This window comes from Pseudomonas sp. YH-1 (genome assembly GCF_051990045.1).
Taxonomy (GTDB): Bacteria; Pseudomonadota; Gammaproteobacteria; order Pseudomonadales; family Pseudomonadaceae; genus Pseudomonas; species Pseudomonas nicosulfuronedens.
Window position 1 is genome coordinate 1,553,942 of record NZ_CP178184.1, and the last position, 13,869, is coordinate 1,567,810.

Annotated in this window: 11 protein-coding genes; 6 read left to right on the forward strand and 5 right to left on the reverse strand. The window is 66.5% G+C overall.

The genetic code is table 11. The features are described from left to right. Positions 1-12: 12 nt before the first annotated feature. The 4 genes from hslV to ACKI1H_RS07200 form a co-directional block, all read right to left on the reverse strand. Complete coding sequence (gene hslV, locus ACKI1H_RS07185; protein WP_017520170.1) at positions 13-549, reverse strand: ATP-dependent protease subunit HslV; 537 nt, start codon at positions 547-549, stop codon at positions 13-15. Positions 550-693: 144 nt separating this feature from the next. Then, positions 694-1,506, reverse strand: a complete 813-nt coding sequence (locus ACKI1H_RS07190) for an SPOR domain-containing protein (protein ID WP_138525369.1) — start codon at positions 1,504-1,506, stop codon at positions 694-696. Between the two features lie 6 nt (positions 1,507-1,512). Beyond that, positions 1,513-3,276 (reverse strand): arginine--tRNA ligase, encoded by a 1,764-nt coding sequence (gene argS / locus ACKI1H_RS07195; RefSeq protein ID WP_440468003.1) that lies wholly within the window; start codon positions 3,274-3,276, stop codon positions 1,513-1,515. A gap of 205 nt (positions 3,277-3,481) precedes the next feature. Next, positions 3,482-5,743, reverse strand: a complete 2,262-nt coding sequence (locus ACKI1H_RS07200) for a primosomal protein N' (protein WP_440468004.1) — start codon at positions 5,741-5,743, stop codon at positions 3,482-3,484. A gap of 175 nt (positions 5,744-5,918) precedes the next feature. Between ACKI1H_RS07200 and rpmE the strand changes: the two genes are divergently transcribed. From rpmE to ACKI1H_RS07230, 6 genes are all read left to right on the forward strand, one after another. Further along, a complete protein-coding gene (rpmE, locus tag ACKI1H_RS07205; RefSeq protein ID WP_024766509.1) occupies positions 5,919-6,134 on the forward strand; it encodes a 50S ribosomal protein L31 in 216 nt (71 codons plus the stop codon). 25 nt (positions 6,135-6,159) lie between these two features. After that, positions 6,160-6,963 carry a thermonuclease family protein gene (locus ACKI1H_RS07210; RefSeq protein ID WP_440468005.1) on the forward strand — a complete coding sequence of 268 codons (804 nt, stop codon included), beginning with the start codon at positions 6,160-6,162 and terminating at the stop codon, positions 6,961-6,963. 2 nt (positions 6,964-6,965) lie between these two features. Next, positions 6,966-8,411 (forward strand): M48 family metalloprotease, encoded by a 1,446-nt coding sequence (locus ACKI1H_RS07215; RefSeq protein WP_138525404.1) that lies wholly within the window; start codon positions 6,966-6,968, stop codon positions 8,409-8,411. Positions 8,412-8,514: 103 nt separating this feature from the next. Continuing rightward, positions 8,515-9,783 carry a malic enzyme-like NAD(P)-binding protein gene (locus ACKI1H_RS07220; protein WP_138525365.1) on the forward strand — a complete coding sequence of 423 codons (1,269 nt, stop codon included), beginning with the start codon at positions 8,515-8,517 and terminating at the stop codon, positions 9,781-9,783. 180 nt (positions 9,784-9,963) lie between these two features. After that, the gene (locus ACKI1H_RS07225) at positions 9,964-10,737 is read left to right on the forward strand and encodes a phosphatase PAP2 family protein (protein ID WP_440468006.1); all 774 of its coding nucleotides are present in this window, start codon (positions 9,964-9,966) and stop codon (positions 10,735-10,737) included. A gap of 62 nt (positions 10,738-10,799) precedes the next feature. After that, positions 10,800-11,534: a substrate-binding periplasmic protein gene (locus ACKI1H_RS07230; protein WP_440468007.1), complete on the forward strand. Its 735-nt coding sequence runs from the start codon at positions 10,800-10,802 to the stop codon at positions 11,532-11,534. Positions 11,535-11,560: 26 nt separating this feature from the next. Here ACKI1H_RS07230 and yccS read toward each other — a convergent pair whose 3' ends face one another. After that, positions 11,561-13,756, reverse strand: a complete 2,196-nt coding sequence (yccS, locus tag ACKI1H_RS07235; protein ID WP_440468008.1) for a YccS family putative transporter — start codon at positions 13,754-13,756, stop codon at positions 11,561-11,563. Positions 13,757-13,869: the final 113 nt, after the last annotated feature.

Consider the following 13,869-nt stretch of genomic DNA (forward strand, 5'->3'; position numbering starts at 1 on the left):
GAACGACAGCGCTTAAACGGCGCTGTCGAGCTCCTCAAGGGTCAGGTTCTGGTTGGTGAACACGCAGATGGAGCCGGCGATGTTCAGCGCGGTCTCGGCGATCTCGCGGGCGCTCATGTCGTCGCTGCCTTTCTGCAGCAGGGCCAGGGCCGCTGCCTGGGCGAAGCCGCCGCCCGAGCCCATGGCGATCAGGCCGTGCTCGGGTTCGACCACGTCACCGTTGCCGGTGATGATCAGGGAGGCGTCCTTGTTGGCCACGGCCAGCATGGCTTCCAGGCGGCTCAGGGAGCGGTCGGTACGCCAGTCCTTGGCCAGCTCGACAGCGGCGCGTACCAGGTGGCCCTGGTGTTTCTCCAGCTGCTGCTCGAAGCGTTCGAAGAGGGTGAAGGCATCGGCGGTGGCGCCGGCGAAACCGGCCAGTACTTCACCGTGGTACAGGCGACGGACTTTCTTCGCGTTGCCTTTCATCACGGTGTTGCCCAGGGAAACCTGGCCGTCGCCGCCCATGACGACTTTGCCGTTACGGCGGACAGATACGATGGTGGTCAAGGGTCTTACTCCACACTAGCGGGGCGATGTGCCCGAATGCAGAGTCAGATGGGGACTAGGAAGGCGGGGTTCAAGTCCTGCGCCGGACGAGTAGCGCGCATTTCGCGCGCCGCCCGTCGGCGCAAGCCCTGGCGTAGCTGGGGTTCAGCGGGTCTGGCGCTGCTGTAACAGCAGGTTGCTGAAACCGTTGCCGGCGAGCTGTTTCTGCGCGGCGGAGGCCTTGGCGCGGTCGCCGTAGGGGCCGACCATGACGCGGTACCAGGTTTCGTCGCGGACGGTGCCGGACTCCACGCGGGCGTTCTGGCCCATCATGATGATCTGCGCGCGCAGGTGGTCGGCGTCGGTCTGTTTGCGGAACGAGCCGGCCTGCAGGTAGTACTGGGTCGCAGCCACGGCCGGTGGCGGTGTCGGCTTGGCCGGTGCGGTGTCGCTGGCCGGAGCCTGCGGCAGCGCCTGCTTCTGCGCGCTGGCGACCTGGGTCGCAGGCGGCGTGGCGGGCGTCGCCGGCTTGACCACCGCGGGCGGCGGTGGATTCTGCCCGCTCAGCGCTGCCAGGGCGCGCTGGGTGTCGATTTTCTCGGCTTCTTCCTTGGTCGCGACCACGGTCGCCGGCTGCTGCGGCTTGGCCGGCGGTGGCACGGCTTCCGGCGGCACGGCGACTTCCGAGCCCGGCAGCAGAGTGTAGAAGTCGTACTTGGGCTTCACCCCGGTCGGCGCGGCCGGTTGTTGCGGCTGCACGGTGCCGGAGGGCTTGTTGGAGCCGACCACGGTCTTGGGCGCGTCCGGCTTCTCGCGTTTGACGTCGTTGCGACCCGGCTCCAGCTTCATCAGGAACATGATGAAGCCGCCGATGGCCAGGCCGGCGACCAGCCAGACCCAGCCGGGGACCGATGTCTTCTTGGCCGGGGCCTGGTAGCGGCTGGCGCCGCGTTTGGGAGCGGGTTTCTTCTTCGCCATGGGTGCTTACATGCGCTCCAGGGTTTCCAGGCCCAGCAGCTCCAGGCCCTGCTTGAGGGTACGGCCGGTCAGCGCGGCGAGGCGCAGGCGGCTTTCCTGTTGCGCCGGGTCTTCGGCGGTGAGGATCGGGCAGTGCTCGTAGAAGCTGGAGAACAGGCCGGCCAGCTCGTACAGATAGGCGCAGAGGATGTGCGGGACTCCCTTCACGGCGACGTTGTTGAGCACATCGGCGAACTGCGCCAGCTGCGCGGCCAGGGCGATTTCCTGGGGCTGCTGCAGGACGATCTTGCCGCCAACCTCGTCGTAACCCTTGCCCAGCTTGCGGAATACGCCGGCCACACGGGTGTAGGCATAGAGCAGGTAGGGGGCAGTGTTGCCCTCGAAGCTCAGCATCAGCTCGAAGTTGAAGCTGTAGTCACTGGTGCGGTGCTTGGACAGGTCGGCGTACTTGACCGAGTCGATGCCCACCACGTGGCCAATGCGGCGCAGTTCTTCCTCGTCGAAGGGCGTTTCGCCCTTCTCGATGCGCTTCTCGTTGAGGCCCTTGACCAGGGTGTAGGCGCGTTCCTCGGCTTCGATCAGCAGGTCGATCAGCTTCACGGTGCCGCCGTCACGGGTCTTGAACGGCTTGCCGTCGGCACCGTTCATGGTGCCGAAGCCCATGTGCTCCAGGTCCATGCTGGCCGGGACGAAGCCGGCGCGGCGGGCCACTTCGAACACCTGCTGGAAGTGCAGGGCCTGGCGCTGGTCGACGAAGTACAGCACGCGGTCGGCGTGCAGCACCTTGTGGCGGTAGCGCATGGCGGCCAGGTCGGTGGTGGCGTAGAGATAGCCGCCGCCGGCCTTCTGCACGATCACCGGCAGCGGCTCGCCTTCGGCGTTCTTGAATTCGTCGAGGAACACGCACAGGGCGCCGTCGCTCTCGACCAGCAGGCCCTTGGTGGTCAGGTCGGCCACCACCTGCGCGAGGTCGTCGTTGTAGGCGCTCTCGCCCTTCACGTCGGCCATGGTCAGCTTCACGCCCAGCAGGTCATAGACCTTCTGGCAGTGCGACAGGGAGATGTCGTTGAAGCGGGTCCACAGGGCGATGCACTTGGGGTCGTTGGCCTGCAGCTTGACCACCAGCTCGCGGGCGCGGTCGGCGAACTCGGGGGATTCGTCGAAGCGCTTCTTGGCGGCGCGGTAGAAGACTTCCAGGTCGTGCAGCTCGGCCTGGGCGTCGACCGGTTGTTCTTCCAGGTAGGCCAGCAGCATGCCGAACTGGGTGCCCCAGTCGCCCACGTGGTTCTGGCGAATCACCGTGTCGCCGAGGAATTCCAGGACGCGGCTGACGCCGTCGCCGATGATGGTCGAGCGCAGGTGGCCGACGTGCATCTCTTTCGCCAGGTTCGGCGAGGACAGGTCCACCACCACGCGCTGCGCGGGGCCGGCCTTGCGCACGCCGATGTGCGCGTCAGCCAGGGCCTTGTCGAGGCTGGCGGCGAGCCAGGTCTGGTCCTGGAAGAAGTTCAGGAAGCCGGGACCGGCGATCTCGACCTTGGCCACTTCCGGGCTCTGCGGCAGCGCCGCGACCAGCTTGGTCGCCAGGTCGCGCGGCTTCATCCCGGCCGGCTTGGCCAGCATCATGGCGATGTTGCTGGCGAAGTCGCCGTGGGTTCGGTCCTTGGTGTTCTCCACCTGGATGTCGGGCGTCAGGCCGGCCGGCAGGGTGCCGTCTTCGGTGAGGCTGACAAGGGCTTGCTGGATCAGGTGGCGAATCGTGTCTTTCATGGTTTTCTCCGTGCTCGCGTGCATCCGGCGCGCGCGACCGGTTATCGGGCTCAGAACCGCGCATTATCCGTGGCCGGGCATGGCTTGCCAACCGCGGAGCGCTCCAAGTTCAGTCTCGCCGCTGTGCCATCCGTCGCGGCTGATGGAAGTCAATGTAGGACGGTTCCGGCTCGGCAGCCGGGTTCCAAGGCGTAAAAGAGCGCTGTCAGAACAGATCGATGGGGTCCACGTCCAGTGACCAGCGTACCTGGCGCCCACTGGGCATGCCTTCGAGGGCCTGCAGCCAGGGTGTGAGCAGGCGGTGCAGCGGTGCGCGGGCGGTGCTCATCAGCAGCAGCTGCGCGCGGTAACGGCCGGCGCGGCGCTCCATGGGAGCCGGTACCGGGCCGAGGAGTTCCACTTCATGGCCCAGCGTGGCCTGCAGGCTTTCGGCTTCGGTGCAGGCTTCGTCGAGGAAGCCCTCGGCCTGCCCTGGCTTGTGCGCCTCGGCGCGCAGCAGGGCGAGGTGCGAGAAGGGCGGAAGGCCGGCGGAGCGGCGCTCGGTGAGGGCCTGGTCGGCGAAGGCGAAGTAGCCCTGTTCGGTGAGCTGCACCAGCAACGGGTGGTCGGCCAGGTGGGTCTGGATCAGCACGCGGCCCGGTTCCTCGGCGCGCCCGGCGCGGCCGGCGACCTGGACGATCTGCTGGGCCATGCGTTCGCTGGCGCGGAAGTCGGCGGAGAACAGCCCGCCGTCGGCATCGAGGATCGCCACCAGGGTGACCCGCGGGAAGTGGTGTCCCTTGGCGAGCATCTGGGTGCCGACGAGGATGCACGGCTCGCCTTTATTGATGGTGGCGAACAGGTCGCGCATGGCGTGCTTGCGCGAGGTGCTGTCGCGGTCGATGCGCAGCACCGGGTAATCCGGGAAGAGGATGCGCAGGCGCTCCTCGGCGCGCTCGGTACCGGCGCCGACCGGGCGCAGGTCCACCGTGCCGCATTTCGGGCAGTTGCGCGGTGGTCGCTCGCGGTGGTCGCAGTGGTGGCAGCGCAGCTCGCCGCTGCCCTGGTGCACCGTCATCCGCGCGTCGCAGCGCGGGCATTGGCTGATCCAGCCGCAGTCGTGGCACAACAGGGTCGGCGCGAAGCCGCGGCGGTTCAGGTAGACCAGCACCTGCTGGCCGGCGGCCAGGGTTTCCTTGATCGAGCGCTGCAGCGGCATGGAAATACCCGAATCCAGCGGCAGGCTCTTCACGTCCAGGCGGTGGAACTTCGGCTGGTGCGCGCCGCCGGCTCGCTGGGTCAGGCGCAGCAGGCCGTAGCGGCCGCTCTGGGCGTTGTGCAGGCTTTCCAGCGCGGGGGTGGCGGAGCCCAGCAGGATCGGCACGTTTTCCAGGCGCGCGCGCACCATGGCCAGGTCGCGGGCGTGGTAGCGCAGGCCTTCCTGCTGTTTATAGGAAGCGTCGTGCTCCTCGTCGATGATGATCAACCCCGGATTCTTCAGTGGGGTGAACAGCGCCGAGCGGGTGCCGATGACGATGTCCGCCTCGCCATCGCGAGCGGCCAGCCAGGCGTCGAGGCGCTCGCGGTCGGTCAGCGCGGAGTGCAGCAGGGCGATGCGCGCATTGAAGCGGCGCTCGAAGCGGCTCAGGGTCTGCGGGCCCAGGTTGATCTCGGGGATCAGTACCAGCGCCTGCTTGCCGGCTTCCAGCGTCTCGCGGATCAGTTGCAGGTAGACCTCGGTCTTGCCGCTGCCGGTGACGCCAGCGAGGAGGAAACTGTGGAAGCTGCCGAAGCCGGCGCGCACGGCCTCGAAAGCGGCGCGTTGTTCGGCGTTCAGCGGCAGTTCCGCCTGCGCCAGCCACGGGCCATGGTGCGGCGGCACACGGTGTTCGCGCACCTCCAGGGTGACCAGCCCCTTCTCCTGCAGCAGGTCGAGGCTGTCCTTGTTGATCTGCAGCTGGCTCAGCAGGTCGTGGGCGACGCCGTGGGGATGCTGCTTGAGGATCTTCAGGGTCTCGCGCTGGCGTGGCGCGCGCGCCAGACGTGGGTCTTCCTCGCGGGCGCCAGGTTCGGCGTGCCAGAAGCGCTGCTGGCGCGCCTCGGCCGGGTCGCCCTGGCGCAGCAGGTTGGGCAGTGCCCAGGAAAAGGTGTCGCCCAGGCTGTGCTGGTAGTACTGCGCCGTCCAGCGGCACAGCTCCAGCAGGTGCGCCGGCATCGGCGGCTCGCGGTCGAGCACCGCCAGGGCAGGGCGCAGCTTGTCCGCCGGCACGTCGGAGGCTTCCACTTTGTCCACCAGCACGCCGACCATCTCGCGGCGGCCGAACGGCACGCGCAGGCGCACGCCGGGCTGCAGGCGTGCCACGTCGACCCCGCGCGGTGGCAGGTAATCGAACAGGCGGCGCAGCGGCGAGGGCAAGGCGAGACGCAGGATGGAGGGTGTGGGCACGCGACGGATTCCGGGGCGGCTGGGAGCGCTGGATGGTAGCATGGGCGATGCGACGGTCGGTCATGCCTGATCTTGCGTTGAAAGCGATCTCTGGTATGATCCACGCCCTTAATTTGCGTGCGGTGCCCGGTAAAAGATCCCGCCCGCGGTCCTTGATGGCCGTGGCTCGGCTTCTGCCAGAGACTGGGTGGCGGCACACCACCGAGAGGAAGAGACCATGAAACCGGAAATCCATCCCGCGTACGAAGACATCGAAGCTACCTGCAGCTGTGGCAACGTGATCAAGACCCGTTCCACCCTGTGCAAGGGCATTCACCTGGACGTCTGCTCCGAGTGCCACCCCTTCTACACCGGTAAGCAGAAAGTTCTGGACACCGGCGGCCGTATCGACCGCTTCAACCAGCGCTTCGCCATGTTCGGCGGCAAGAAGTAAGATCGATTTCCGGGAAAGGCCTACGATGGTTTTTCACGGTAATTCGAAAAAGGCGTCCCTCGTGGGCGCCTTTTTTATGGCCGTCCTTTTTTCCCTGGACGCCAGCGCCGCTGCCTGCCCGAAGCCTGCGATGCCTGAAACGGTGCGCGTGGCGCGGGTGGTGGATGGCGACACGCTCAGGCTGGTCGACGGCCGCAGCGTCCGCCTGATCGGCGTCAACGCCCCGGAACTGGCCCATCATGGCCGCTCCGAAGAACCCTTCGCCGTTGCCGCCCAGCGCCGCCTGCAGGAGCTGGTGGCGGCCAATGATGGCGAGGTCGGGCTGGTTGCCGGCCGGCAGGGCAAGGACAAATACGGCCGCACCCTAGCTCACGCCTACGACGCCCGCGGCAACAATCTCGAATCCCGCCTGCTCGCCGAAGGCCTGGGCTACCTTGTAGCTATTGCACCGAACAACGACCTCACCGCCTGCCAGCAGGCCGCCGAGCGGCAAGCCCGCAGCGCGGGGCTCGGTCTGTGGAAGCGCGCGCCGGTGCAGACGGCGGAACAACTTCACGAAAGCGGGTTCGCGGTGGTACGCGGGCGGGTCGAGCAGGTACAACGCAATCGCGGCGGCCTGTGGATCGATCTCGATGGCTCGCTGGTACTGCGGATCGAGGCGAAACTCGTGAAGCGCTTCGACAATGCAACCCTGCGCGATCTCAAGGGTCGACAGGTGGAGGCGCGCGGCTGGGTCATCGACCGCGCCGAGCGTGGTGGCGTGAAACCCGGACAGGCGCGCTGGATGCTGCCTGTGACCGACCCGGCGATGATGGAGGTATTGCCATGAGCATGCGCTCGTTCGGAATCCTGACCCTGCTGGCGCTGCTGAGCGTCCTCGGCGGCTGCGCCACCAATCCGGCCACCGGCAAGTCCGACTTCGTGATGATGAGCGAGCAGGGCGAGCTGGAGATGGGCCAGAAGTACAGCCAGGAGATCGGCAAGCAGTACCCGCGCTATGAGGATGCGAAACTGCAGGCCTACGTCCAGCAGGTCGGCGAGCGGGTCGCCCGCGCTGGTGACCGTCCGCAGCTGCAGTACCACTTCACCGTCATCGACACTCCCGACATCAACGCCTTCGCCCTGCCCGGCGGCTACATCTATATCCACCGCGGGCTGATGGCGTACCTGGGCTCGGAGGCGGAACTGGCGGCCGTGCTCGGCCACGAAGTCGGCCACGTCACCGCCCGGCACAGTGTCAAGCAGCAGAGCCAGTCCAGCGCCTGGGGCATTCTCGGGCAGGCAGTGGCCATCGGCACCGGCGTGGGCGCCGCGGCCGACCTGACCAACGTGCTCGGCACCGCCTTCGTCCGTGGCTATGGTCGCGACATGGAGCTGGAGGCCGATGGCCTCGGCGCCAAGTACCTGGCCCGCGCCGGCTACGACCCCACCGCCATGATCCAGGTCGTACGGGTGCTGAAGAACCAGGAAGACTTCGCCCGCGACGAGGCCGCGCGCAAGGGGCAGGCGGCCCAGCCGGTGGGTTACCACGGATTGTTCGACACCCACCCTGACAACGACCAGCGCCTGAAACAGGTGATCGGTCCGGCCCAGGCCCTGGCTGTCAGCGGCCAACGCGAAGTCGGCGCCGAGCGCTACCTCAAGGCCATCGACGGCATGCCCTTCGGCGACTCCGCCGCCAGCGGCGTACGCCGTGGCCAGACGTTCTATCACTCGGAGCTGGACTTCACCCTGACCTACCCGGCGGGCTGGGGCATCCTCAACCAGCCGACCGCGTTGGTGGGCTACACCGCCGACCAGCAAGCCTACATCGGCATGAAGCTGGTGCCCCGGGAAGGCCAGCTGACCCCGGCCGAGTACCTGCGAAAGGGCGCTGGTGGGCGGTTATCGAACGAAGAAAGCTTCCAGCAGAGCGGCCTCGACGTCGCCACCGGCGTGGTGCCCGGCAATCCGGCGCGGCGCGCGGCGGTGATCTACCAGAAGGACCATGCCTACCTGTTCATCGGTGTGGTCAAAGGTCGCGCCTCGCTGGAGAGCGAGGACGACCACTTCATGCAGGTCATTCGCAGCTTCCGGCCGATGCGCGCCGACGAGCAGAAACTCGCTCAACCACGCCGGATCGCCGTCGTTCAGGTCAAATCCGGGCAGACTGTCGAGCAGTTCGCGAAGGCAGAATCCGGTCCGGAATCTGACTCGATAAATCGTATACGTTTATTGAATGACTTGTATCCAACTGGTCAGCCAAAAGCGGGCGACTGGCTGAAAGTCGTACGCTAGAGGTCTTGACAGCAGGGGCTTGGGCTACCTTGGCAGGTGCAGGGTTTGTGCGTATGCTCGGGCCCCCGTCTGTCCAACAAGCAACAAAAGCGGAAGTGCCCAAATGTCTGATCTCAAGACCGCTGCCCTCGAATATCACGCCCAACCCCGCCCCGGTAAACTGAGCGTCGAGCTGACCAAGCCGACCGCCACCGCTCGCGACCTGTCGCTGGCCTACAGCCCGGGTGTCGCCGAGCCGGTGCGCGAAATCGCGCGTGATCCGGAACTGGCCTTCAAGTACACCGGCAAGGGCAACCTGGTCGCGGTCATTTCCGACGGCACTGCCATTCTCGGCCTGGGCAACCTCGGCCCGCTGGCCTCCAAGCCGGTCATGGAAGGCAAGGGCGTGCTGTTCAAGCGTTTCGCCGGTGTCGACGTGTTCGACATCGAAGTCGACGCCGAGAGCCCGCAGGCCTTCATCGATACCGTCAAGCGCATCTCCATCACCTTCGGCGGCATCAACCTGGAAGACATCAAGGCACCCGAGTGCTTCGAGATCGAGCGCGCGCTGATCGAGCAGTGCGACATCCCGGTATTCCACGATGACCAGCACGGCACCGCGATCGTAACCGCCGCCGGCATGCTCAACGCACTGGAAATCGCCGGCAAGAAGCTGGAGACCGCGAAGATCGTCTGCCTGGGCGCCGGCGCTGCCGCCATCTCCTGCATGAAGCTGCTGGTGAGCATGGGTGGCAAGGTCGAGAACATCTACATGATCGACCGCCAGGGCGTGATCCACGCCGGCCGCAACGACCTGAACCAGTACAAGGCCGTGTTCGCCACCGAGACCGACAAGCGCACCCTGGCTGACGCCCTGGAAGGCGCCGACGTATTCGTCGGCCTGTCCGGCGCCAACCTGCTGAGCCCGGAAGACCTCAAGCGCATGGCGCCGAATCCGATCGTCTTCGCCTGCTCCAACCCGGACCCGGAAATCAAGCCGGAACTGGCCCACGCCACCCGCGATGACGTGATCATGGCCACCGGCCGTTCGGACTACCCGAACCAGGTGAACAACGTACTGGGCTTCCCCTTCATCTTCCGCGGTGCCCTGGACGTACGCGCCACCCGCATCAATGAAGAAATGAAGATCGCCGCCGCGCTGGCCCTGCGTGACCTGGCCAAGCTGCCGGTACCCCAGGACGTGTGCGACGCCTACGGCGTGAGCGGCATCGAGTTCGGCCGCGAGTACATCATTCCGAAGCCGATGGACAAGCGCCTGATCACCGTCGTTTCCGATGCCGTGGCCAAGGCCGCCATCGAGACCGGCGTGGCGACCCTGCCGTATCCGAAGCACTACCCGCTGCAGTCGGTGGAAGACGTCTTCAAAGGCTGATTCCGTCTGATTTGAAAAACCCCGCCTTGGCGGGGTTTTTCTTTTTCCACTGAAGGAAATGAAGAGTTACCGATTAATGACTGAAGGCAGGGGCCTTCGGAATCGACCCGACTATGCTTCCCCGCTCATGCATTGACGCGTCTGCTGCTCTGGAGCGGGCCGGGCGCATGGGGGAACATCATGAATCGGACTTTGCTGGCAGTCGCCACCCTGGCGGCCAGTGTCGCGCTCATCGGCTGCGCCGGAGCACCGCAAATGAGCTGGCAGCGGGTGGGGGATTCGGCGCAGCGCGCCGCCACCAGTGCCGACGTCTGGGGCCCGGTGGCTGGCGCGGCAGTGATCGCCGCGGGTAACTGGGACCACAAGTGGCAGAAGTCGGCGAGTAACCACGATTGGTTCTTCGGCGGCGACGCCAACCAGGCGGCCGACCGCATGCTCAACCTGGCCACCGGCCTGAGCGTCGTCACGGCTCTGGTGGCCTCGCCCAAGGATGTGAGCACCGAGGAGAAGTGGAGCTGGCGCGGTCGCAACCTGTCGCTGCTGCTGGTAGACCGCTATGCCGTCACCGGCTTCGTCGAGGAAGCCAAGGAGTGGTCCGGGCGTGAACGACCTGACGGGATTCCCGATGACTCCTTCCCTTCCAAGCACACTGCCGTGACCGCAGTACACAACAGTTTCACCCGCCGCAACCTGGACTACATCGACATGGACCCGACCTGGCGCTACACCGCCAAGGCCGGGCTCTATACCCTCGACGGGCTGACCGCACTGTCGCGGGTGGAAGGGGACAAGCACTATCCAACCGACGTGCTGGTCGGCATGGCGGTGGGTAATTTCTTCGCCAACTTCACCTACAACCTGTTCCTCGAGGGGCCGGAAAGCGAGCGCTACAACGTGGCGGTGGTCCCGGAAACCGGCGGCGGCATGAGTCTGCGCGCGGCAATGTTGTTCTGAGGTTGGCGCGCCGGGGCGAGCAGCGTCTAGTCTTGAAAGCTTCTCCCTGGACGACACGCCCGATGCCGCTGCGCCTGCTGCTGATTCTGCTGTTCCTGTGCGTTTCCAGCGTGGCGCGGGCCGGGGAGGTGCTGCGCATCGCGGCGGATCGCTGGCCGCCCTACGCAGACCGCCAGCTGCCCGGCAACGGTGTGGCGGTGCACCTCGTGCAGGCGGCGCTCAAACGTGCCGGTTATGCCAGCGAGTACATCGAAGTGCCCTGGCCGCGAGTGCTGCATGGCGTGACGAACGGCGAGTACGACCTGGTGGCGGATGCCTGGTATTCCCCCGAGCGGGAGTCCTTCGGTGTGTATTCCCAACCCTACCTGGTCAACCGCGTGCGCCTGATCAAGCGCAAGGGTTCGCCCATCACCTTCGGCAAGCTGGCTGATCTCTATCCGTACCGCATCGCCATGGTGCGCGGCTACGCCTATTCCGAGGCCTTCGATCGCGACCCTAAACTGCAGCGGGTGCCGGTGTTCAGTTTCGTCAACGCGGCGCTGATGCTGCAGGCCGGCCGTGTGGACCTGACGCTGGAGGACGAGATCACCGCGCGGGTGCACTTCAACGGTGACCTCGCCGAGCTCAAGGGGCAGCTGGAGTTCCTGCCGATGCCCCTGGCGGAGAATGGTCTGCATATCCTGGTAGGCCGGCACAATCCGCACCATGCCGAGATAGTCGAGGCGTTCAACAAGGCGATCCGTGAAATGCGCGAGGACGGCAGCTACGACCAACTGATGCGCGAGCACGGTCTCTGACGGGGCTTTGGGCTCCTACAAAAGCGTCAGGCGGCTTCGGTCTGCTCCGCGCCGATGTCCCTCTTCAGCAGGTGTGCTGCCAGGGTTCGCAGCGGTGTGAGCTGTCGGCAAATGAGTGCCAGCTGGGTCTGCACCAGCCGGTGGGCGTCATCCTGTTCGTCGGGCAGTTCTTCCAGGCGCTTGGCCAGCGCGTCTTCCTCGTCGCTGTAGATAGCCACCGGGCGTCGCTCGTTGAGGCGCGCGGCGATGTCGTCGAGACTGCTGGTCAGGCGCTCGGCGGCCTCGGCGATGAGGTCGTCGTTGACGTCCGGCGGCAGCTGGTTGCGGTGCGCGCCGAGGGCGGAGAGGTAGCTGAGCAGGGTGTGCGACAGCACCAGGAAGCGGAAGCCGATCTCCGCGTCCTTCCGGAAGTGGCCGGGCTCCAGCAGCATGTTCGACAGGGTGGTGGAGAGCGTTGCGTCGGCGTTGTGAGCGTTGCGCCGGGCGGTGCGGTAGGCGAGGTCGTCGCGCTTGCCGTTGGCGTACTGCTGCATGATTTCCCGCAGGTAGCGGCTGTTGCACGCCAGGGTGCCACCGACCAGGCGGTGCAGGCTGCGCCCGTGCCAGTCGGGCAGTACCAGGAATACGGCGATGCCGGCGATGAGCGCGCCGAGCAGGGTATCGAACAGGCGTGGCAGGATCAGCCCGTAGCCGTCGCCTACCTGGTTGAAGCAGAACAGCACCAGCAGGGTGATTGCCGCTGTCGCCAGCGTGTAGCGGGTGCTTCGCGTGGCGAAGAAGGCGACTCCGGCGACCACTGCCAGCAGCGATTGGATCAGCGGGTTGGGGAACAGGTCGATCAGCGCCCAGCCCGCTACGAGGCCGACCAGCGTGCCGAGAATCCGCTGCACCATGCGGATACGCGTGGCGCCATAGTTGGGCTGGCAGACGAACACCGTGGTGAGCATGATCCAGTAGCCCTGGGTCGGGTGGATCAGGTGCAGCATGCCGTAGCCGGCGGCCAGTGCCAGCGACAGGCGCAGGGCGTGGCGAAACAGCAGCGAGGTCGGCGAGACCTGCAGGCGGATGCGCTCCAGCGCGTCCTTGAACGAGCGCGGCGAACGGTCCAGCAGCGTGCTGTCCTGCTCGTCGTCCAGTGCGTCGGGGTTACTCGCGCCACTGAGCTTGCGGTCCAGGGTGGTGAGGTTGGCCGCCAGTGCGCCGAGGGAGCGCAGCAGTCCGCGCCAGGCCGGGTTGCCCTGCTGGCGCAGGTGTTCCAGTGAGGCATTGAGGTCGGCCAGGGCCAGTTCGCTGTCGTTGTAATCGAACGGCTGGCGCAGCTGGATCGCTTTCGCCAGTGCCTTGCACGCCTTGCCCTGCTGGTTGAGCAGGCGTTGGCAACGGAACAGCACGTCGCTGTGGAAGAAGGCCTCGGCCAGCTGGTTGTATGGGTAGTGCGAGGAGCTGGCGCGCTCGTGGACGTCCTGGGCGATGAAGTAGAGCTTCAGGTAGCGGCTGATCTTCGGGCTCGGCCTGCCGTGGGACAGGCGCGCGAGGATGGTTTCCTTGGCCTGGTTGAGCGCCACCACGACCCGCCCGTTCTGCCGCGCCAGCGCCAGGCGCTGGGCCTCGACGTCGAGATGGCGCAGCGGCTCCAGCAGGGTCGACTTGATCTTCAGGTACTCGCCCAGTTCGAGGAACAGCTTCGCCAGGCTCTGCTGCACCGGCTGGTTGGCGAACAGCGCGTTCCAAAGCACCGAGAGCAGCCCGTACCAGCCTGCGCCGGCCACCAGCAGCAGCGGCTCGCGCCAGAAGTCGCTGGGCGTGCCGCCGCGCTGGTCAACGCCGATCATGGTGTAGATCGACAGGATCAGCGTGGCCGAGGCAATGGCCGCATAACGCTCGCCCAGGGCGCCGAGCAGGGTCATGGCGAAGGTCGAGAGCGCGAGCCCGGCGACGAACAGGAGCGGGTAGGGGAACAGCAGCTCCACCGCCAGCGCGGCGATGCTGAAGCAGGCCAGGGTCACCAGCAGGGCCTGCAGGCGGCCGAGCCAGTGGTCGTCGGTTTCCGCCAGTGCGCTGGCGATGACGCCGAGGAACAGCGGGATCACCAGCTCGGGCCGACCCTGCAGCCAGCACGCGAGCATGACCCCGCTGAGGGCGACGAACACCCGCAGGCTGTAGGCGAACTTGTCCAGCGCCCAGAGGCGCCGCAGAGACTGGAGCAGTGGGGAGGAGAGCATGCGCGTGCGGGACTTCCGGATGTCTGTTGCTCAGACTAGCGGATCGCTCCGGGCGCGGCTATCGCGAGCGCGACAGGTTGGGTGTCGCGTCTGCAGGAGCGGGCCGTACGCGC

Excerpts from the sequence above, each read along its gene's own strand:
- ACKI1H_RS07215 (WP_138525404.1), top strand. The coding sequence starts at position 6,966 with ATGCGCTCGTTCGGAATCCTGACCCTGCTGGCGCTGCTGAGCGTCCTC.
- ACKI1H_RS07230 (WP_440468007.1), top strand. The coding sequence starts at position 10,800 with ATGCCGCTGCGCCTGCTGCTGATTCTGCTGTTCCTGTGCGTTTCCAGC.
- ACKI1H_RS07190 (WP_138525369.1), bottom strand. The coding sequence starts at position 1,506 with ATGGCGAAGAAGAAACCCGCTCCCAAACGCGGCGCCAGCCGCTACCAG.
- ACKI1H_RS07220 (WP_138525365.1), top strand. The coding sequence starts at position 8,515 with ATGTCTGATCTCAAGACCGCTGCCCTCGAATATCACGCCCAACCCCGC.
- ACKI1H_RS07225 (WP_440468006.1), top strand. The coding sequence starts at position 9,964 with ATGAATCGGACTTTGCTGGCAGTCGCCACCCTGGCGGCCAGTGTCGCG.
- ACKI1H_RS07210 (WP_440468005.1), top strand. The coding sequence starts at position 6,160 with ATGGTTTTTCACGGTAATTCGAAAAAGGCGTCCCTCGTGGGCGCCTTT.
- ACKI1H_RS07200 (WP_440468004.1), bottom strand. The coding sequence starts at position 5,743 with ATGCTACCATCCAGCGCTCCCAGCCGCCCCGGAATCCGTCGCGTGCCC.
- rpmE (WP_024766509.1), top strand. The coding sequence starts at position 5,919 with ATGAAACCGGAAATCCATCCCGCGTACGAAGACATCGAAGCTACCTGC.
- argS (WP_440468003.1), bottom strand. The coding sequence starts at position 3,276 with ATGAAAGACACGATTCGCCACCTGATCCAGCAAGCCCTTGTCAGCCTC.
- yccS (WP_440468008.1), bottom strand. The coding sequence starts at position 13,756 with ATGCTCTCCTCCCCACTGCTCCAGTCTCTGCGGCGCCTCTGGGCGCTG.